Below are 20,473 nucleotides of genomic sequence, written 5' to 3'. Positions count from 1 at the left end.
CAGACAACCGCGCCGCATAAGGAACTCCTCATGCGGCGCCTTGTTCTACTGTGTGATCGAGCTTTCGTAGCGAGCGTTCTAGCTGCAACCGCTCGTGCTGCCGCAGCTCATGCAGCGATAGCAGGAGCCGTTGCGCACCATGATCGCGCCGCAGGTTCCGCAGCTTGGCGCGTCACCCATGTCATACATTTCCCGCATCGCGTCCGACGCGTGATACAGCCCACGGTCTGTCAGCTTCGGAATGCCGGCGGGAGCTTCCGTCACGCGAATCTCCGGCACTGGCCCCGTTGCAGAAGCATTGACCTGGTTCAACCGGCGCGCGATATCCTCAACCAGCTTGGTCAACGCCGCCCCTGTAACTCCGGGAGCCGACTCGGAAACAGCTTCCATGTCCGCATCCGGCAGCAGCGTCGGCGGAGGAGCGGGAAGCTCCTGCGCCTGCGGCAGCAATCCGGCGAAGAGCGGCAACTGCGTTCCCGAGAGGAAGCGCAACTGCAGCCAGCGGAAGATGTAGTCCATGAGGCTCTTGGCGTAGCCGATCTGCTCGTTGCCCGTCCAACCGCTCGGCTCAAAGCGTGTATGCGCGAACTTCTCGCAGAGCACCTTAAGCGGTACGCCATGCTGCAGGGCCAGCGAAATCGAAGTGGCAAAGGCATCCATCAAGCCCGAAACCGTCGAGCCCTCCTTGGCCATCTTGATAAAGATCTCGCCCGGCTGCCCGGTCGGGTAGAGGCCGACGGTGATGTAGCCCTCATGCCCGGCGATCGAGAACTTATGCGTCACAGAGGCGCGCTCCTCCGGCAGGCGGTGCCGGACAGCCTTTGGCGGCGCATTCAGATCCTGATTGGCCGGCGCAGCTGCCATTGGAACCACAGGAGCCGGCGCTGGAGCGGGTTTGATCGCAGAAGCCTTGGCTTCCGCTTTGACGAGCGCATCGAGCGTAGCCTGGAAAGCCTGCGCCGCCGCAATGACCTGCTTCGAGCTGATCTCCAGCTTGTCCGAAATCTTGCCTTCGAGCGTCTTCACGTCCGCCTCGGCAACCTCGCCGCCCGCTGCCAATGCAGCGAGCACACGCGAGCCAGCCGCATCCAGTGCTGTCGGCTCCGACTTCCTGACATCCTGGCTGGTATTCAATGGCTGCACGCCCTTCGAACCGTCGCGGTAGATGGCCACCGACTTCAGCCCCTGGCGCCAGCTCTCCGCATACGCCTCAGCAATATCGAAGACCGAAGCCTCGTTCGGCAGGTTGACCGTCTTCGAAATCGCGCCAGAGAGGAACGGCTGCGTCGCCGCCATCATCTTGATGTGGCCCATGTACTGGATGGACCGCGTGCCCTTCGACGGCTTGAAAGAGCAGTCGAAGACCGCCAGATGCTCCGGCTTGATGCCCGGCGCGCCCTCGATCGTTCCAGTTGCGTCAATGTAGCTGACGATCGCGTTAACTTCGTCCCCGCTATACCCAAGCTTGAAGAGCGCCGAGGGCACGGTCTGGTTGACGATCTTGATCATGCCGCCGCCCACCAGCTTCTTGTACTTCACAAGCGCCAGGTCCGGCTCAATGCCGGTGGTGTCGCAGTCCATCATGAAGCCGATGGTCCCCGTCGGAGCCAGCACCGTGACCTGCGAATTGCGATAGCCGTAGCGCTCGCCGTAGATCAGCGCCATGTCCCAGCACTCGCGGCTTGCGTCGACCAGCGCGTCGAGCTGCGGCGCGACGAAAGGCTCAGTGGAGGTTTTGGACTTGCCGATCTTGTTGACCTCGGCGCGGTGCATGCGGATCACGTCCAGGAATGGCTCGCGGTTCACATAGAAGCCGGGGCAGGCGCCACCCTGGCGGTCAGCCTGCGCGGTCAATGTGGTCGCCGAGCCCAGCGGAGGGCAGGTGGCCGCGATGATCGAGGACTGCAGGTATGCCTGACCGCACATGATCGCGGTCAGCGCGCCGGCGTAGTCGCGGCCCGCGTCCGAATCATACGGAAGGCCGCAGGCCATCAAAAGCGCGCCCAGGTTTGCGTAGCCGAGGCCGAGAGGCCGGTAGTCATGCGAATTCTTGGCAATCGCCTCGGTCGGATAGCCTGAGTTGTCGACGAGGATATCCATCGCCGTGATCATGATCGAGACACCATGCCGGTAGGCCTGGATGTCGAACGTGCCCGACGAAGTCACAAACTTGAGCAGGTTAAAGCTGGCCAGATTGCAGGCCGAGTTGTCGAGGAACATGTACTCCGAGCAGGGGTTCGAAGCGTTGATGCGGCCCGAATTCTTGCTGGTGTGCCATTTGTTGATCGTCGTGTCGAACTGCATGCCAGGGTCGCCGCACTGCCAGGTTGCCTCGGCGATCTTGCTCATGATCTCCCGCGCCTTGTAGGTCTTTACCGGCGAGCCGTCTTTCACAGCCTTGGTGGTGAACTCGCCGTCGCGCTCGTACGCCCGCATGAACTCATCGTTCACCCGCACCGAGTTGTTCGCGTTCTGGAAGAAGATCGAAGAGTACGCCTCGGAATCCGGCCCTGAGCCGTCATAGCCTGCCTTGACTAGCGTGTGGGCCTTGGCTTCTTCCTTCGATTTGCACTCGATGAAGTCAACGATATCCGGGTGATCCACGTTCAGGATCACCATCTTGGCCGCCCGGCGCGTCTTGCCGCCGGACTTGATCACGCCGGCGAAGGCATCGAACCCGCGCATGAAGCTGAGCGGACCGGAAGCCGTGCCGCCACCCGACAGCAGCTCCATCGATCCGCGGATCGACGAGAGATTCGTTCCCGTGCCCGAACCCCACTTGAACAGCATGCCTTCGGTCTTGGCCAGCGTCAGAATCGCTTCCAGAGAGTCATCCACGGCATTGATAAAGCAAGCCGAGCACTGCGGATTGCGGTAGCCGGTCACGGAGAAACGCACCGCGCAGGTGTGCGGGTCCCAGTGCCAGTTCTGCGCGTCGGAGTTCGGCTCCAGCTTGTCGCAGCCCACGTTGAACCACACCGGCGAGTTGAACGCCACTTTCTGCTGCACCAGCATCGACACCAGCTCATCGTGGAAGATGGCCGCATCCTGCGCGCTTGCAAAATAGCCGTTCGCCAAACCCCAGTCGCGAACCGTTTCCGCAACACGCGCTACTAACTGGCGCACCCCTGTTTCGCGCTCCGGCGTACCGATTTGCCCGTGCAGGTACTTCGAAGCCACGATGTTGGTCGCCGTCATCGACCAGTCGACCGGCACCTCGACATCCTTCTGCTCGAAGATCGACTTACCGCTCGCGTCAGTGATCGAAGCAGTCCGCTTCTCCCACTGCACTTCGTCATACGGCGACACGCCGGCCTTCGAAAAGCGGCGCGAGAAAGTCAGTCCGCCACGGGAAAAATTCGCCGAGGAAGCTGTCGTGGTGGCAGAAGTGGTCGGGGAGTAGATATCGGGCATTCGGTCTCCTTCAAGAACCTTTGGGGGTGGGTTCGTCGTACAAAAAAGCGGTCGGACAACTGCCGAGCCTCTTACAAAAGCCCTGCAGATTAGATGAAAATGGCGGGCAAAAGAATTCGCCTGCCACCTTCAATCAAGCATGGGAGAAAATCCAAAATTGTGCGGTCATCTGCCGCAGAAACCGGCAAGAAACCCAGAAATCCGCCTGAACAGAGTTACAGTCTCGTAACAACCGCAGATGCAAAAATACCGCTGTCCGTGGTGCAGGTCAAGCAAGAACCACAAGATGTTGTGTTTTCATCGGCTTGCATGGCACCAACTTGGGCAACCCCCGAAAATGGCTGTGCAAAACGGTAAAACCCGCCCGAATAGCGGGTTTTGCCGCTCCTCAACCGGTCGAAACCCGGACTTTGGATTCTCGATCTCGTCCGATCCGTACCTGAGCCTAGTCCCATTGGACGGCGCCCACAAGGCGCAAGATCGGTGCACTTATTGTGGACGCCTGTGCGAATTGTGGAGAACGCGGACGCCCCGCCGACTGCCTGGAGGAATCGTGGCAGGTCGTCGCAAGCAGATCCAGATGAAGGCAAATCTAGCTCTGCACGGGCGCAGCAGGCAGTGTAATCCGAAAGACGGCGCCGGTTGCCACACCATCCTGTGCAGACCCGCGACGTACCTCAATTCCGCCCGCCATGCCGGTCGACGATCTCCTTGGTAACCCACAGCCCCAGGCCCGTACCGATATCCGTCTTGGTGGTGAAAAACGGTTCAAAGATGCGGGGCTCGATTTCCGCCGGAATGCCCGGTCCGCTATCCTTCACCTGCAACTCCACCCAGCGGCGGCCAGCGTTCTCGATTGGAGCCAGGCTGACAATCACGGTACCGTCCTGGGGAGCGGCGTCTGCGGCATTCGAAATGAGATTCGAAATCGCCTGTGTCAGCTCTCCCGCCAGCCCCTGCACTGGCGGGCAATCCTGAAACTCTCGCTCTAAATGGATGTTCTTGGCCTTCAACTTGCTCGAATAAAGCCGCAGTATGTTTTCGATCAGGGTTGGAATCTCCACCCGCCCAGGCACAGCCGACTCCCGGTAAAACCCGAGCGTCTGCCGCGTGATGTGGGAAACGCGGTCCAGTTCGTGCTCAACCATCTCCAGCGGCGCGTGTGCGCTCTGCGGCAGATCGGGCATCCCCTTCACCAGGTACACCAGATTCACGACGGCCGCGAGAGGATTGTTGATTTCGTGTGCAAACGTTGCCGAGAGACGGGCCGCCGCAGCCAGCTTCTCCGTCTTGCGCAGAATCTCCTGCGATTTGCGTTCCTTGCTCGCATCCCTGAAGACCAGCACTACCCCGACAATGCGCCCGCGATCGTCCCGGATCGGTGCGGCACTATCCTCGATCGGCGTAAACATCCCGTTCCTGTGCCGCAGGACCGTGTGATTTGCCAGCCCGATGATGTTACCCAGCTCCAGAACCTTACTGACCGGATTCTCAACCGGATGGTGCGTGTACTCATTGAAGATCGGGAACGCCTCAGCCACGGGCAGCCCCTTCGCATCCTCCACCTTCCAACCGGTCAGGTCTTCTGCAATGGGATTGAGGAAGGTAATCGCACCAGTCTGGTCGGTCGCGATCACCCCGTCTCCAAGGCTTGTCAACGTTGAGCGGAACCACTCTTCGCGCTCAAGGACCTGCCTCGCATGCCGCTCGCGCGTGTTGATCTCGCGCAGGATGTAATACGCGAGGAGAATCAGCCCGAAGACGGCAATCAGGCTAGCCAGGTAGATGCTCAGCACTGTCCTGCGTTGACTTTCGGCGTACATCATCGCGCGCTGTGCCTGCAGACTTTCCTCTTCGCGGCGAATCTCTCGAACCTGCTCGTGAATTGTCTCCATCAGAGTCAGACCCAGGCCTGTCGTCACCAGCGCCTTGGATTCGCTGGTCTTCCCGGCACGGTACAAAGCAATCGTCTGCGCCAGCTCCGCCATCTTCCGGTCTGCGTTGCTGCGCATGGCCGCGACCCGAGCCACTTGCGAGGCGTTATCGGCCACCATGGCGCTCAACTTGTCGAGGTTCGGCGAAACACGGCTCTTGACGCGGTCATACTGGGTGAGGTACCGATCGTCTCCTGTAAAGAGGTAGCCGCGCTGGCCGGACTCCGCCTCTCGCAGCAGAGACTCCGTGAGGATCAGCTGCATCAGCACCTGCTCCGTGTGAACCACCCATCGCTGGTCTTCCACCTGGACTGAAAGCTGCTGCTGCGTAACGATCGCATTCACCGTCAACACAACGAACAGTAGGAAAAATCCTGTGATGACACCGAATCGCTTTTGGAATATTTGCATGGAATAGAGATAGGAAGCTTCGCGGCGGCACACCACCCCTTGAAACTCGAACCAGTATAGTTGGCGGCTGGCCGCTCCCGTCAACAAAAGCAGAGAGCGAGAGAACGTCTCAGAAGGAACACGATGGCCGGCGAGTGAACCGCTCCGATAAAACAAAAGCAGGCGTACCTTGAACAGCGCACGCCTGCTTCCTACCGCTACATTGAATTTAGTATGGCAACGACTGCGTTCCATCGCGCCGTACACCGTCCAGTCTTGCGGGGTCAATGCCTAGAGCTTTCAGAATCGTCGGTGCAACCTGGATCGTACCCACTTCCTGATAGACAGTCTTGTGCGTGATCGCCGGATTGGAAATGAGCAGCATCACGTTGGTGTCATCGTGCGCGAAGCCGCCGTGTTCGGAATGCTTCTTCGTGCTACCGGTGTAAGTGACGCCAACGTTCGGCGAAACGATGATGTCGGGAGTGCGAGGATCACCATAAGGCGGAAGTCCAGGCGTGTTGAAGTTCAACGCCAGCGCAGGGCCGTAGAATATCTCCCCGATACCAGCCTGCGCCGAATTCTCCTCCAAAATACCCACCGCGGTTTCCGTGTTCGCGGAATCAGCCAGCCAGATCTGCGAGATGTCATCTTCCGTCGGGCCAATACCAACCGGGTTCAACGGCGACTCTGACAGCGGAAGGTAGCTCGCCAGCAACGTCGCCGGCGACGTGCCGGTTTTCAGAATCGGGACATACTTGCTGGGATCGATCGGTGATTGGCCGTGCTTGGCGGTGATGATGATCAACGTGTCACCAGCGAGACCTTGCGCCTGGAGTTCTTTCGCCATCTTGCCGATCGACTCATCCACAAACTGGATCTCGCTCAGCATGGCCGGCGCCGGAGTCGCCGCTGCGTCCAGATAGCCGCCCACTGGGCCGCCGCTGAGTACCAGCTTTTCGCCAATGCTCACAGCCTGGAAGTTCATGCCAAAGATAGTCGGCACCTTGGCTGCCTTTCCATTATGGTTCTTGCCATCAATCTGGTTCAGAATGGCGTTGACCTTCAACGTGTCGTAGCACTGGATATTTTGAAAGCTTCCCGTCCAATCCGAAACATGCGCCGGGTCAGGAATTGTTGCGCAGTTCAAACCGCCTGGCGTGGTGATTCCGGGCAGGGCAACTACGGCTGAGTTGATCTCTGGTGCATAGAAATCATTGAGCGAACCACCCCCGGGACCCGCCACAGACGAGTATGCCGGATGCTTGTCAGACCATGCCGTATAGCCACCAGCGGCATGAATCACGCTGAAGATGGTGTTGGTCCGCGGAAAATTCCAGGGCCATACCGGTGCGCAACCCGCAGCAGGATCGCGCGGCAAGCGGGTCGGGTCGATCGAAGCAATGCCGCCGTCCGTGAGGCTCGCTCCCGGAGCGCCGCCATTCAGCTTGCTTTGATCGATGTCGATTCCCTCTTCGAACTCCGTCGTTGTACCTGTCGGAGCGGCTCCTGCGGTGCACGGTCCAGCCTGCACACCGTTTCCGGTCGTCTTGGCCGGCGCATCCAAAGAGCGATCATAAGCAACGTCGTAGTAAACGCCCATCGAACGGGGCGTTGCTCCAGAAATGATCGTCTCCAGTCCCGGAAAAGAGTCAGATGGCTTGGAGGTGCTGGCGGCAACGTAGTTGACACCTGTCACACTCAGCTTGGCAAGATTCGGGCAATAAGGATAGCCGTTGTTGACGCCGGGGACGCCCTTCGAACAGTTGAGGAAATCAACCGCGTGCATGCCGTCGATGCTGATCAACAGCACATGATGAACCGGCTTTTCTTCCGCAGACTGGGCTACCGCACTGGCCGCACAAAAGGCAGCCAAGGACATTACTAGCAGGAACCTGAAATACATATCCCCTCCTTGAGAGAGGATGCTAGCAACCAGCCGCCAGGCGAACTAGGCATGGACGATGAATGTTAGATCAATTTAACAAACCAAGATGTCCAGGTAATGCGTGAAGGTAACTTTCCATGGTTATCTTCGCGCCAAATTCCAGCCGCAACAACTTATGATTTGGAACTTGAAGAGCTACCTGTCACTTATTCGCTCGCTTCGATCTTCCGTCCATGCGCAGACTGCACCATGCGGCTGTCCACCTTGTAGAGGTAGCCAAAATTCTTTAGCTGTTCGCGCGAAATGTCCACCGTCTGTTCAAAGACAAACCAGCGCACGCCCTCCGTGCAGGGAGGCGCCGTCAGCGAACCCTCGTAGGTCCAGTAGCCCTTGTCCGCAGGCAGCAGACCGGCGGGACTCATCGACTCGACTGCTTTGTCGGTGGCGCCAACCGTTTTCGGCAGATGCGGCCAGAGTCCCGCAAGCACTGCATTGGGATTGCCCTCATTCAGCCGCACCGCGATTACGGCGATCTTGCCGTCGGCGCTTTTATGGACCAGATGTAGGCTCATATCCGGCAGTTTGCCCTTTACTGCTTCCTCACCCGGATGGTGAAAATGGAACTGGACCAGGTCGTAGCGGACGCCGCCGACCACGATGTAGCTGCCTGCCGGAGCGGCAACCTGAATCGTATGCCCGTTGTTCACCATCGACATGACGCCGCTGACGTAGTGGAACTCGATTGGCGGCAGATTCTTGTTGAGATGCGCGCCGTGAATATCGATGGGCGATTGCTCGTGTCCGTCAGAACAGGCTTTGTACGCCGGGTCCAGATGCCCCCAGTTGAGCGGGCCCGTCTTGCCCTCATAGGCCCACGGCGCTCCTGTCTGCTGAACAGCAGTCGGCTGCTGCGCGATAGCGCCAAGCGTCATCAACCCGAAAAGTCCAAAACCCGCCACAACCGCTCGCATACCACCCATTCCATTCTCCTTGAATCTCACTTCCGGATTCTACGAGATAGACGCCAGACCGCGCCCGAAGTCGCAACAGAAAACTCCACGCCCAGAGACTAAAACGGGCCCCCACCGGTTGGCAGAGACCCATTTCGATTACTGACCTGCGAACTACTTAGCCGCAGCCACCAGCCCGGCCTGCTCCGCCAGAGTCGCGGCCTTGTCGGTCGCTTCCCAGGTGAAGTCGGGCTCGTTGCGGCCAAAGTGACCGTAAGCCGCCGTCTTGCGGTAGATCGGCCGGCGCAGGTTCAAGCCGTCGATGATGCCCTTCGGCGTCAGCAGGAAATTCTTTCGCACCAACTCGGTGATCTTCGCAGAGCTGATCTTGCCCGTGCCAAAGGTGTCCACCAGCACGCTGACCGGCTCAGCCACGCCGATCGCGTAGGCCAGCTGCACTTCGACCTTGTCGGCCAGACCTGCAGCAACGATGTTCTTGGCAATGTAGCGAGCCACGTACGCCGCCGAACGATCGACCTTTGTCGGATCCTTGCCCGAGAACGCGCCGCCGCCGTGACGGCCCGCGCCACCGTAGGTATCCACGATGATCTTGCGGCCGGTCAAGCCGGTGTCGCCCATCGGTCCGCCGATGACGAAGCGTCCTGTCGGATTGATGTGGTACTTGGTGTTCTCGTCCAGCCACTCTTCCGGCAGAACCGCCTGGATGACGTGCTTCAGAATGTCCGCGCGCAGTTCGTCGTTTGAAATGTGCTCGGCATGCTGCGTCGAAATGACGACTGCATCAATGCGAACCGGCTTGCCCGCCTCGTCGTACTCGACCGTGACCTGGCTCTTGCCGTCAGGACGGAGGTAGGAGAGCTTGCCCGACTTGCGGACTTCCGAGAGCTTCCGCGTCAGCTTGTGCGCCAGCGAAATGGCCGCCGGCATCAGTTCCGGGGTTTCGTTGGTGGCATAGCCGAACATCATGCCCTGATCGCCCGCGCCGCCCGTGTCCACGCCCTGGGCAATGTCACCCGACTGGCGGTTGATCGTCGAAATCACCGCGCAGGTGTTCGAATCGAAGCCATACAACGCGTTGTCGTAGCCGATCGAAGCAACCACGCCACGCACCAGCGTCTGGAAGTCCACGTACGCCTTGGTCGTGATTTCGCCTGCAATGACCACCAGGCCGGTCGCCGTTAGGGTTTCCGCAGCAACGCGGCTGTAGGGGTCCTGCTCCAGGCAGGCATCCAGAATCGCGTCGGAAATCTGGTCCGCGATCTTGTCAGGATGCCCTTCCGTTACGGATTCCGAAGTAAACAGAAAACGGTCGCTCAAAACTTATCCTCCCGATACTGCCGCAGCCCAGCCTCAGCCGAGCCGCTTCTGTCGATGTGCAGAGGGGTATTCCGGGCGCCTGACTCCCCCACCCAAAGGCCTACGTCGGCCCCACGGCAGACACTCTGCCAGAGAAGGGATTGCGCCCAATACTGCATCTCTCCATGGTAATTGCCCCAGCCGCAACGCCGCAAAGCCACGCCGCTCAATGGCAACCAGCTTAGGCTAAATCGTTGCAAAAAGGGGTTGAGTGGAAAGAAAAGAGAAACGCTATCTGCGGTAGAGCCAAAGTCCAAGATGGCTCGCAGTGCTTGTGTACGAAAGCTGCTCACGCCCAGGGATGATCGTAGGCCACCAGCCGGACCGGTACCCGTAATAGCGGACCGCGAAAAACATCGCCAGCGCCACCACCATCAGCAGCAGCAATGCGCCAGCCCACTTCAGCCGTTCCGTTGCCGCATCCCGCGGACGCACCCGCGCCTTGCCCACATTGGCGGCAAAATCAATCCAGTTGCGATCATCGTCGAGCAGTTGGCCAGAAGCGGCGTAGGCGCGCTGGAAGCGCGTGACCCAGTCCATCTCGTCCAGGCCCAGGACGTTCACGTAGCCGCGAACGATTCCCTTGTTCAGGATGCCGCCGGGAAGCACACGAAACTCGTTCTCCTCCAGCGCGACCAGGTGGCGCTGGCTGATTTTCGTGACCTCGGTAATCCTTTCGAGCGCGATGCCGCGGTTCAACCGCTCATGCCGCAACTCTTCTCCAAAGCTTCCCATGCTCACCGGGACTCTTTCCCGAAAAAGATTTCCACAGCTACGATAAAACCTAATCGTCCCTGAGGTCAAAAGCCTTTCGTTCCTGTGCCTTTATTTTCATATAGCTAGTCAATTTCTGCGAACGATTCAACGCGATTCTTTTCATTCTGGGAATATTTTCGGAACATCGAAAAGGCAACAGGAATTTCCGCGCCATTCCCGTTTCATTCTGACCACAGGAAAACCCGGCCAGAACTACGGTCAGCCTACCTGATACCCTCGAAACAGGAGCCTCCAACATCGCTCCGCCACCTCTATGAACAAACTTGTCTTTGCAAACCTGATCCACCGCCCCATGCGCTCCATCATTTCGGCCGCCGCCATCGCCATTGAAGTGGTGATGATCATCTCCGTTGCCGCCATCTTCCTCGGCCAGATCGATGGCCAGAAGATTCGCACCAACGGCATCGGGGCGGACATGATCGTACGCCCGGCGAACGCCAGCTTCATCAACGCCGTCGGCGGGGCACCCGTACCGGCAAAGAACGCGGAAGCCTTCCGAAAGCTGCCTCACGTCACGGTAGCCTCGCCTGTGATCCAGAACTTCTCCCTCGGCGGCGGCGCTCCGGAGATCATCTACGGAATCGATTACGAGAGCTATAACGCTCTCCGTCCGTTCACCTTTCTCGCCGGCGGCCCATTCAAGAATCCCGATGACGTCATTGTCGACGACGTCTTTGCCAACACCGACAAGGGCTACCACGTAGGCGACACCATCAAGATCCTCAACCACCCCTTCCGCATCTGCGGTATCGTCGAGAACGGCAAGGGCGGCCGCAAGATGATTAGCATCGACGAGCTCGGTGCGCTCATGGGCTCAGACGGCAAGGCTTCCCTTTTTTTCCTGAAGACCGATAACGAGTCTAACCAGGAAGCTGTTCGCCAGGAGATTCAGTCCACCCCAGGCCTCCAGACCTACCAGGTTCAGACCATGCATGAGTGGATGTCACTGATGACCCCCGACCACATCCCCGGCTTCAACATCGCCCTCGACGTCGTCACCGTCATCGCAACGCTGGTCGGCTTCCTGGTCATCTTCCTGTCCATGTACACCGCCATCCTCGAGCGCACCCGCGAGATCGGCATCCTCAAATCCATGGGCGCATCGAAGACCACCATCGTCAGTATGGTCCTGCGCGAATCGGTCCTGATGGCCGTCGTCGGCGTCGCTTTAGGCATCGGACTGACTTACGGCATCCACGCCTTCCTCGACAAGAAGTTCCCCACGCTCTTCTTCGAGATCACCTCGCCATGGATCATCAAGGCCTCGATCATTGCCTTCCTCGGAGCCATCCTGGGCGCGTCGTATCCAGCTCTCATGGCCGCTCGCCGCGACCCCATCGATGCGCTTTCGTACGAGTAACGAGTTTCGTTCGATCCCACACCTCAAAGGCCGCTTGGTTACCCAGGCGGCCTTTCTGTTTCTGACGGCGATACCAGGAAGGAACGATGTCAAAGATTTTTCACAAAGCATGACAGTTTTCCGCTCTCTCCTGCGCAATGGACAAATGCGGTCCACTACACCAGTTCAGGAGAACGCATATGGTCATAGCCAAACTCTCGCCTCAACAAGTCACCGGAGCACTCCGCTCGACCGGCTCCACTGACCCCGACATCCTCTTCGCCAAGAAAGAAGAGTTGTTGTCGGAAACGAAACGTCTGAAACTTCTCGGCGTTGTTCCGATCGTCATCGGTACCATTATGACAATCAGCATCATTGGAGCGATCGTTGGCGTTCCGATGCTCTTCTTCGGCTTCTCTGTCCGCAAATCCATCCGTCACAACAATACGGTCGCGGACGCAGCCTTCGCCGAATACATGCGTTCCCTCAAGGCAGCCTGAATCTGCGCATCGCATCCCGGATTCGTCCCACGGGCTCTACTACCCAGAAATAACGCGCGAAGCAAAACGGCCATGCGCGTTGCGTGGCCGTTTGCTGTTCTGCCCGGAATCTACTTATTTTCGAGCGCATACTCCATCGCCCAGATGCCAGAGGGACGCATGTACATGCTGGCCCGGAACATCCCTTTCGCATCATAGGCTTCAGGTGTCCGGAAGAAGTACCCGCGATCCCGCCAGACGACGTTGTTGACACCCTTGGCCGTCGCGAAACCCTCCGCTGTCATGCCCTCGGCAATCATCTGCGATGCCACGGCAAAGGTCGCGCCGACCCACACCTCTTCCACCTGCGGATTGATGTGCAGCAGCTCTCCATGCGCACCAATGCCGTTGATCGCGCCAGCCTCGCCGCCATTGAACTTCATCACGTTGAAGTCATACACCTTCTTAAGCGCTGACTCGGACTGCGCCGCCGGCACAATCTCGCCCAGCCCCGTCAGATCCGCATACCACTGGCCCGCGAGTTGCTCCGCCTGGATGGCATCCGTCTGCTCGCCCTTCACCGCGTAGTTGTAGTAGCTGCCATTCCATAGCTTCTTCTGGAACGCTGCCTGCGCCTTGCTAAGCAACGCCGTATACGCATCGGATTTGGTTGACTCATGCAGCGCCCCGGCCATCTTCGCCGTTGCCTTCAGCGCTGCAAGATAGAGCGAACCGGAGTACGCGCTCTCTCCCGTAGCGATCCAGTCGTCATACGTCTGGTCAGGAAAGCCGCCGTTCTCGATCAGCCCGTCGCCATCCGTGTCGTACTGCTTCAGGTGCTCCATCGCCTGCTGCACCGCGGGCCAGCTGTACTTCAGGAATGCCTCATCCTTCGCGCCCGTCAGTACATAGTCGCGCCAGATCATCAGTACATACTTCGAATTCAGATCCCGCCAGTTCGACACATCCTGGTAGTTGTACTGGTTTGAATTGATGACGGGATCTTCCTGCGGCGCGCCGAGATCGTGAGGAGCAGCCCCGGCAACCTTGCGCGTGTACTCGACGATCCGGTGCTCGCGCTGCGTCTTCCATGACCAAATGTACTTCTGCGAGTTCGACTCAGGGATGGTGTCCGTGTACTCCCGCATCTCCTGCTTCTCAATCTCCGGCCAGAACTTCACCAGCGGAAACGACCCATAGAACCGCACATCGCTCGTCCCATAGAAGGGATAGTCGAAGCACTCCATATACGTGAAGCTGTCGGCAATCTTCGCTGACGGATGCTTGGGGTTGCCATATCCCGTCTTCTCATGTCCCCAGAGCGTGCCGCCATCGGCCAGATAGTAGAGCTCGTTGAACAACTCGGCCCGATACCAGGCTGGCTTCGTCTCATCGGAGATTACTGGCTTCTGCCACGCATCGATGGCCTTGCTCCACGCATCGGCATTCTCGAGCGCGGTCTGCGCCAGCTTCCATGCATGCGTGCCCTGGCTGCCGACAAACTTCGTGTAGTGCTTCAGCCACTTGCGTCCGCCGCCGAATTGCGCGACCGGCAAATCCCAGCTGAGCGCCATCGGGACAACCCGCTTGGCATGCGGTGCCAGCGTGAAGCGCACCGCAATCGCCCCGGCCAGCGGATCGCCGCTCGAAGCCACGCGCTGATCCACATTTGGCAGCCGCCCGTCTTTGGAGAAAGGTGCCCACACCTCAGCCCCATCGCCCGTTGGATTGTAGGTCCCGAGATAACTCACCTCGGCCCCATCGCCACCTAGCGCAGCAATGGCAAACTGCCCATCCCACTCCTCATCGACCGCGCTGGAACGCAGCCGGTCAAAGACGATCCCGGACATAGCGCCCGACCCGATTTTCGTAGTCTCGTATCGATTCACATCCTGCTGGCTCAGCGCCCCATCCAGGTTGCGCGACCCATCCCGGAACCAGCCCACCATGTTCGTCCACGAGAACAGGATCGATACAGTCATCGGCTTGTCAGTCGGATTCTCCGCCGTCCACCGGTAGACGGCGACCGGATAGCTCGTCTCCTTGTAGTTATCCGGGAGCACCGGCGAATACTGCTCCACGGTGAGCTTCACGGGCAGAGACTTCGTCCCATAGGAAAACCACGACTTCGGATAGAGCGCCGCATACTCGCCATCGCCAGCCGGATAGCCCCAGTTCCACGCCGCCAGCGTACCATTCGCCGGCTTACCGACAGACAGCGCCTCAGCCACCGCCGCGCCGCCCTCGGGCTGCGCAAAGACGGCAAACTGGTTGGCCGGAACATCCTGATATTTGTGGACGCCAGCCTTCACATGCCAGCGCTCAAACTTCCCCCGGTAGCTCTGCGAAAACGTCCCTGCGCCAAACCCGCCCACCGGCGCGCCCTGCCAGTAGCCATCGTCGATCAGCGTCGGAATCTCCGGCCTGTGCCCGCCCGGATTTTTCGGCGGGGTTCCAATCGGAATCCGCCAAGCCACAGTAGGAATCGCGTCAGCGCTTCCCTGCGCCATACCCTCACCGGCAAGCAGGCAAGCCCCCGCTGCCAGACAACCCAGCGCACACACAGCCGTTGAACTAAAACGTTTGATTCGCAATGTTTTCAGCCTCTCAGGAGAATGAGCGCCCATCATACACGCTGCCATCCCAATGCGAGTAGCTTTGCTTTTCTTTTGCGCGATCCTGAGGTTGCTACTCAAAGCTGGCGATGTTTATCGCGGCGCTCCACGGAATGTCGAAAGAATTTCGATTGTGCCAATAATGTTTTCATTGAATTCTCCCAGCCGCTCCGCGGGGATCCAAAGTTCCAGAGCGCTCGCCGAACCTACTTTTTGCACTGGAAACTCCTTCAGAAAATCCGCGCCCACAGAGAACCGCAGGACGTAACCAACATATCCAGAAGCCTCATCTTTCGTATTCCACTCCCGCGCGATGAACGTAGCGTATTCCTCATTCATCACCGGATAAAAGATAGGCTGCCAAGAGAGGCGAGGCGGAAAAGCCCTGAATTCGCTTTCTGCGATCAGGTCCAACTCCTTCTGGCCAACAGGCCTGTAAAGAACGGTGGTAGCAACATCATGCATAGTTTTCGATGATACCCTCGCTACTCAGCAAGTCGCAGGTCCCCAAGCCCGAACACCTTCGTACCCCGCAGAATCCCGTTGGCCCGACGCGCCTCGCCTGTATACTCAAGCCGAAGCGCCCACCAGAGGCGCCATATTTCTATTGAATTGATATTCCCCCGGAGACTGAACGGAAGATGTCCCTGAAACGCCTCGCCTATCCCGCTTGGATACTGTTCCTGACGCTCTTCGCCATCTTTCACGCCCTGCATCTCCGCGCTGATTTCCCAAACTTCTCCCCCTGGCAGGACTGGTCCAAGTACACCGACGAAGGCTGGTACGGCAATGCCGCCATCCGCGCTCATCTCTTCGGCAACTGGTACATTCCGGGCGATTTCAACCCCGCCCCGGCTGTTCCGGTATGGCCCTTCCTGCAATGGCTGCTCTTCTTCGTCACCGGAGTGACCCCGCAGGCCGCCCGCGGCCTCGCCGTCGCCTTCTTCTTCCTCAACCTGCTGCTCAGCTATAAGCTCTTCCGCGAACGCGGCCCGCGCTGGGTCGGCCTGCTCGCCGTCACCCTGCTCGTCACCAGCCCATTCCTCTACTGCTTCAGCCGCCTGGCGATTCTTGAACCGCTGCTCATCGCCCTCACCCTCGGCGCCATGAACCTGGCCATCCGCCTGCCGCGCTTCGAGCGCAAAGAAGGTGTCGCCGTCCTCATCGGCCTCATCTTCACCGGCATGATGCTCACCAAGACCACCGCCGTCTTCCTCCTGCCGGCGCTTGTCTGGATGATGGCCCTGCCCTTTTGGGGCGAGAAGCGAAAGCTGCTCCGCATTCTCGTGGCAGCCGGGGTATCGGCAGCCGCGTCCTTCAGCCTGTGGATGCTGATCGTTATCGACCAGGACCTTTTCGCCGACTACAAATACCTCTTCTTCATCAATGTGTATACCAAGCCGCAGGGGCTGTTCGGCCGCTGGCTGAGCTTCTGGTGGTCCTTCCACGGCGGTCTCTGGGTCGATCTCGTTCTCATCCCGCTGGCCGGCATTCTCATCGTCGCCGCGGTCTGGACGCGCGCCCGTATCCGCCGCAGTAACTGGCGCCCCAACTGGACCGCCGGCCTCTGGCGTGACCCGCTCTTCTCCGGCTCCGTGCTCGCAGTGGCAGGATACATCGGCTTCATGACCTACCAGAACCACCCGCAGCCCCGCTACTACACGGTCGTCGCCTTTTTCAGCTTCTTCGTCGTCGTCCGCATCACCGCGCAACTGCTTTACCAGCCCTTCGCCGACGCAAAGCTGGCGCGGCAGGTAGGCCTGGTAATCCTCGCCATTGTCGCCATCACCGCGGCCGTGAACAGTGTATGGACCATGCGCTACGTCCTCCACCCCGAATACACCTTCGTCAATGCCGCCCGCGACCTGACCAACTACATCGATCAGCACCCCAACGGCAACCGGCTGCTGGTGTCGATCAGCGGCGACGAGATCACCCTCGTCACCCACCTGCCCACGCTCTGCGATGACTTCGGCACGATGGAATTACCCGACAAACTCGCCAAGTACAAGCCCGGCTGGTACGCCGTCTGGAACGACCTCGATCCCGGCACCCTCGAAGACCTGCACATCCACTATTCGCTCGAACAGGTAGCCAGTTTTCACGCCTTCGACGATGAAGAGCGCGACACGCTCGTCCTTTTCAAGCTGCACCCCCTACCCGATGGAAAACCTCGGCTCGCCGAAGGCAAGAACCTGCAGGTCGTCCTACCCGACGACAAGATCGACGTGCCAATCGAGTAAGCCCGGGCATCCGTAAATTTTGAGTATGGCGTGATAATTTGTGCCGAGAATTTAAGCGCGAGCCTTGCGCTTCTCAAGCTCTCGCTGGAGAGCCTTCCCGCGTCGCTCCGTATCCGCTCCGAGCGCCTCAAGACCACCGAGAATTTTCCCTGCCTGACGCGCAGTGAGCTTCGGGAACAACTTATAGTTCCGCCCCGCAGCTCTTAATCTCAGGCCATAAGTCGAGTTTCCTCGCCCGGACACAATCACTCCGAACCTTATCCTCGACACGCTATCCAACGGATAGGACTCCGATATCCAATCTTTGTTCTCCCAGTCCAGCCACCGAAGCCTCGATATCGTCATCGTCGTTCGGTTGCACTCCAGCTTCTCTGCTCCCGGATACGCGATCGCGACAACCCTGCTTATATGCCAGCAAAGAAGCACGGAGGAGATCACTATTATGGCTAGTGGGAAAAGAATTCGAGAAGAATCTATCGGGTATGCATGCATATCCTGCCAGAGGCTTGTATCTCCATGCTTGCCGCCAGAGAAAGCCATCGCGCAATCCGCTGTGAGGATGAAGAGGAGACAGGCGAATCCGACGTAAAATCGTTTATGGGGAAACGTGCTGATCGTATCGAAATTCACCCGGACTAACCCGGGTTCGACAACGATGTCTATCGCACCTTTAGGCATGGCCGCAGTCTACTACGGCAATCATCCTGAACTAACTTACCGCCCAAGATAAGTCTTGTACTGCTGCTCCAGCACCCCGGCACTCCGCGCCAGCGCCAGCTTGGCCAGATTGAACTGGTACAGGCTGTTCACCAGATTGCTCTGCGCGCTCTGCAGTGTGGACTGCGCCTGAGTCAGCGGCAGCGTATCGTCAATTCCGGCATTGAACCGGTCTGTCTCATCGGAAAGCGCCTGGCTTGCCAACTCGACATTCGACCGCGCCACATCCACCAGCTTCTGCGCCGCCTGCACGTCCAGAAGCGCCGTCCGCACCTGCTGATCGATCCGGTCCCGTTCATCCGCGAGTTGCAGATGCACTCCGGCAAGCTGCGCCTTGGCCACATCGCTGTCGCCTCGCAACGTTCCTTCGCGGAAAATCGGCACAGAAAGCGTCCCGATCGCCGAAAGTGTCCCATGCGAACCAACGCCGGATACCTCGGTCACGCCGTAGTTGCCCTTGAACTTCAACGTTGGCAGCCGCTCCGCTTTGCGCGCCGTGAGGGCGAAGCGCGCCTCGCGCTCCTGGGCTTGAAGATTCTGGTAATCCTGCCGGTTGGCATACGCCTCGGTCCGAAGATCCTCGGGAGTCCGCGCAGCCAGTTCGCTGTACGGATTCGGATCGGTCAGCAGAATCTTCTGCCCCGGCGCCAATCCGATCTCGCGCTTCAGCAGAATTTCGTCCTTCTGGCGCTTGTTCTCCGCCGCCACTACCGTCTGCTGCTGCTGCTGATACTGTACCCGGGCCCGCAGTTCGTCCAGATTGGCGACCACGCCGGCCTCATGCTTGTCATGCGCCTGATCGAGCAGCACCTTGTCCGCATCCATCAAAGCTTTCGCGTTATCCACCTGCGCCTGGTCGGCAATCACCGCGAGATAGGCCCCAGCAACCTGCTGGACAACTTCGCCGCGCGCCGACATCTTGGCAAAATACGATGCCTTCTCCGCGGAGCGCACTGCCTTATAGCCATCAATATAGGAACCCGAGAAGAATGTCTGCTCGTAGTTCACCTGGCCAGTCGTTACGTCCGCCTTGGTGATAAACGAGAGCCCCGTCGGCAATCCATTCGGAAACAAACCGCTGAACTTGCTCAAAATCCCCGGCCCAAAACCAAACGCCGCAAGATTGAACTCGTTGTAGCCCGTCGCCCCGCTCACCGTGATCGACGGCAGAAAAAGCTGCAGCGCCTCGAACTCCTGCCCGCGCAGCGACTTCTCGCCCTCCTCGGCCTCCTTCAGGCCAAGGTTATTCTCGAATCCGCGCGCCACTGCCTCGTCCAGCGAAAGCCGGATCACCCCATCCGTAGCAGGCGCCTTCGTGACAGACCCGTAGTAGGGATTCAAGAGCGAACTCGGGTTGGGCATGGGGCTAGAGGGCAAATCGGTCGATTGGCCGAGCAGCGCCGAAGCGCCGGTCAGGACCAGACCGAAAACAGGCACACCAGCCCTCAAAAATGGAGATTTTGACACTCGCATCGCTAACATCATTCTCTCAGATGTTCCAAGCCGCCTCAGGATTCCGGGATTGCCGTAGAAACGCTGATTTTCCCGAAAATCGACCCGCGAACGAAGGATTAAGAAATCTGCGCTGCCCATCACAAACAAGGGACCCAATCGAGTTTAAAAAAGAAAATGCCGCGACTGGCCAAAAATTTCCTTTTTGCATCATGTCTGAAACGCGACATCCAGCGGCCGCCGCTTCCCATACAGTTTGGAAATTGGCAAGTCCTCAGACAGCCAATCACAAGACAGGCGGCAAGGGTGTTGGGTTTTCGCGATTTCCCTGGCTTTACCGATGGCGAAGGAGAATCGCACTGGCAGCCGTCGGACCTTGCCCCGTCGAAAAATTTGCTTCTTAGCACCGCAACCGTTTCTTCGAAAGGAACACCATGTCCCATCCTTCAAAAGCTCTCCTCAATGTAGAAGACACCCTCAAGAATGTCATTGATAGCCTGGTCGACGGGCAGGAAGGCTTCCAGAAGCTCGGTGAAGAACTGAAAGACCCGACCCTGAAGTCCTACTTCCTGGCGGAATCCCTCACTCGCGCCCACTTCCGCGGCGATCTCGAAACGATCCTCCACCAGGAAGGCGTTCACGACATCAAGGAAAAGGGCACAGCCAACGGAACAGCTCTGCGCATTTGGGCAACGCTCAAGACCAAACTGGGCGGCGGCGACCACACCTTGCTCGAAACCGCCGAACAGGCAGAGGACGCAGCCAAGGCCGCCTATCAGGAAGCGCTCCAGTCCGAGCTACCCCTACCCGTCCGCCAGGTGCTCTCCAGCCAATCCGCCCATGTCCAGGAATCCCACGACTACGTCAAGGCAGCCCGCGACAGCCGAGCCTAACCTAG

15 protein-coding genes are annotated in these 20,473 nt (G+C 58.9%); 5 read left to right on the top strand and 10 right to left on the bottom strand.

What is annotated here, in order from left to right; translation table 11 throughout:
* Positions 1 to 78: 78 nt before the first annotated feature.
* On the bottom strand, positions 79 to 3,414 hold the full coding sequence (locus AC5S27_RS02140) for a vitamin B12-dependent ribonucleotide reductase (protein WP_493932937.1): 3,336 nt from the start codon (positions 3,412 to 3,414) through the stop codon (positions 79 to 81).
* 93 nt (positions 3,415 to 3,507) lie between these two features.
* Between AC5S27_RS02140 and AC5S27_RS02135 the strand changes: the two genes are divergently transcribed.
* Complete coding sequence (locus AC5S27_RS02135; RefSeq protein ID WP_493932936.1) at positions 3,508 to 3,771, top strand: hypothetical protein; 264 nt, start codon at positions 3,508 to 3,510, stop codon at positions 3,769 to 3,771.
* Positions 3,772 to 4,091: 320 nt separating this feature from the next.
* Here AC5S27_RS02135 and AC5S27_RS02130 read toward each other — a convergent pair whose 3' ends face one another.
* The 5 genes from AC5S27_RS02130 to AC5S27_RS02110 form a co-directional block, all read right to left on the bottom strand.
* The gene (locus AC5S27_RS02130) at positions 4,092 to 5,759 is read right to left on the bottom strand and encodes a CHASE3 domain-containing protein (RefSeq protein WP_493932935.1); all 1,668 of its coding nucleotides are present in this window, start codon (positions 5,757 to 5,759) and stop codon (positions 4,092 to 4,094) included.
* A gap of 208 nt (positions 5,760 to 5,967) precedes the next feature.
* On the bottom strand, positions 5,968 to 7,644 hold the full coding sequence (locus tag AC5S27_RS02125) for an alkaline phosphatase family protein (protein ID WP_493932934.1): 1,677 nt from the start codon (positions 7,642 to 7,644) through the stop codon (positions 5,968 to 5,970).
* A gap of 188 nt (positions 7,645 to 7,832) precedes the next feature.
* Positions 7,833 to 8,606, bottom strand: a complete 774-nt coding sequence (locus tag AC5S27_RS02120; RefSeq protein WP_493932933.1) for a carbonic anhydrase — start codon at positions 8,604 to 8,606, stop codon at positions 7,833 to 7,835.
* Positions 8,607 to 8,750: 144 nt separating this feature from the next.
* Positions 8,751 to 9,914, bottom strand: a complete 1,164-nt coding sequence (gene metK / locus AC5S27_RS02115; RefSeq protein WP_493932932.1) for a methionine adenosyltransferase — start codon at positions 9,912 to 9,914, stop codon at positions 8,751 to 8,753.
* 270 nt (positions 9,915 to 10,184) lie between these two features.
* On the bottom strand, positions 10,185 to 10,688 hold the full coding sequence (locus AC5S27_RS02110; protein WP_493932931.1) for a helix-turn-helix domain-containing protein: 504 nt from the start codon (positions 10,686 to 10,688) through the stop codon (positions 10,185 to 10,187).
* A 295-nt stretch (positions 10,689 to 10,983) separates the two neighbouring features.
* On the opposite strand from AC5S27_RS02110, the gene AC5S27_RS02105 reads away from it, so the two are divergent.
* Positions 10,984 to 12,090: an ABC transporter permease gene (locus AC5S27_RS02105; RefSeq protein WP_493932930.1), complete on the top strand. Its 1,107-nt coding sequence runs from the start codon at positions 10,984 to 10,986 to the stop codon at positions 12,088 to 12,090.
* 179 nt (positions 12,091 to 12,269) lie between these two features.
* Positions 12,270 to 12,569 (top strand): DUF5362 family protein, encoded by a 300-nt coding sequence (locus AC5S27_RS02100; protein WP_493932929.1) that lies wholly within the window; start codon positions 12,270 to 12,272, stop codon positions 12,567 to 12,569.
* A gap of 110 nt (positions 12,570 to 12,679) precedes the next feature.
* Here the strand turns inward: AC5S27_RS02100 and AC5S27_RS02095 are convergent, their stop codons facing one another.
* Positions 12,680 to 15,058, bottom strand: coding sequence for a GH116 family glycosyl hydrolase (locus tag AC5S27_RS02095; protein WP_493932928.1), 2,379 nt, complete (start codon positions 15,056 to 15,058; stop codon positions 12,680 to 12,682).
* A gap of 198 nt (positions 15,059 to 15,256) precedes the next feature.
* A complete protein-coding gene (locus tag AC5S27_RS02090) occupies positions 15,257 to 15,628 on the bottom strand; it encodes a hypothetical protein (protein WP_493932927.1) in 372 nt (123 codons plus the stop codon).
* A 176-nt stretch (positions 15,629 to 15,804) separates the two neighbouring features.
* Between AC5S27_RS02090 and AC5S27_RS02085 the strand changes: the two genes are divergently transcribed.
* Entirely contained in the window at positions 15,805 to 17,406 is a 1,602-nt protein-coding gene (locus AC5S27_RS02085; protein ID WP_493932926.1) for an ArnT family glycosyltransferase, read from the top strand.
* Positions 17,407 to 17,457: 51 nt separating this feature from the next.
* On the opposite strand, the gene AC5S27_RS02080 is transcribed toward AC5S27_RS02085, so the two are convergent.
* Both AC5S27_RS02080 and AC5S27_RS02075 read right to left on the bottom strand, forming a co-directional pair.
* Positions 17,458 to 18,084 carry a hypothetical protein gene (locus tag AC5S27_RS02080; protein WP_493932925.1) on the bottom strand — a complete coding sequence of 209 codons (627 nt, stop codon included), beginning with the start codon at positions 18,082 to 18,084 and terminating at the stop codon, positions 17,458 to 17,460.
* A gap of 36 nt (positions 18,085 to 18,120) precedes the next feature.
* Positions 18,121 to 19,560, bottom strand: coding sequence for a TolC family protein (locus AC5S27_RS02075; protein ID WP_493932924.1), 1,440 nt, complete (start codon positions 19,558 to 19,560; stop codon positions 18,121 to 18,123).
* 449 nt (positions 19,561 to 20,009) lie between these two features.
* On the opposite strand from AC5S27_RS02075, the gene AC5S27_RS02070 reads away from it, so the two are divergent.
* Positions 20,010 to 20,468, top strand: coding sequence for a PA2169 family four-helix-bundle protein (locus AC5S27_RS02070; protein ID WP_493932923.1), 459 nt, complete (start codon positions 20,010 to 20,012; stop codon positions 20,466 to 20,468).
* Positions 20,469 to 20,473 lie beyond the last annotated feature (5 nt).

It is taken from the genome of Acidicapsa borealis, assembly GCF_059115245.1.
This window is presented reverse-complemented; position numbering and strand designations above follow the sequence as displayed.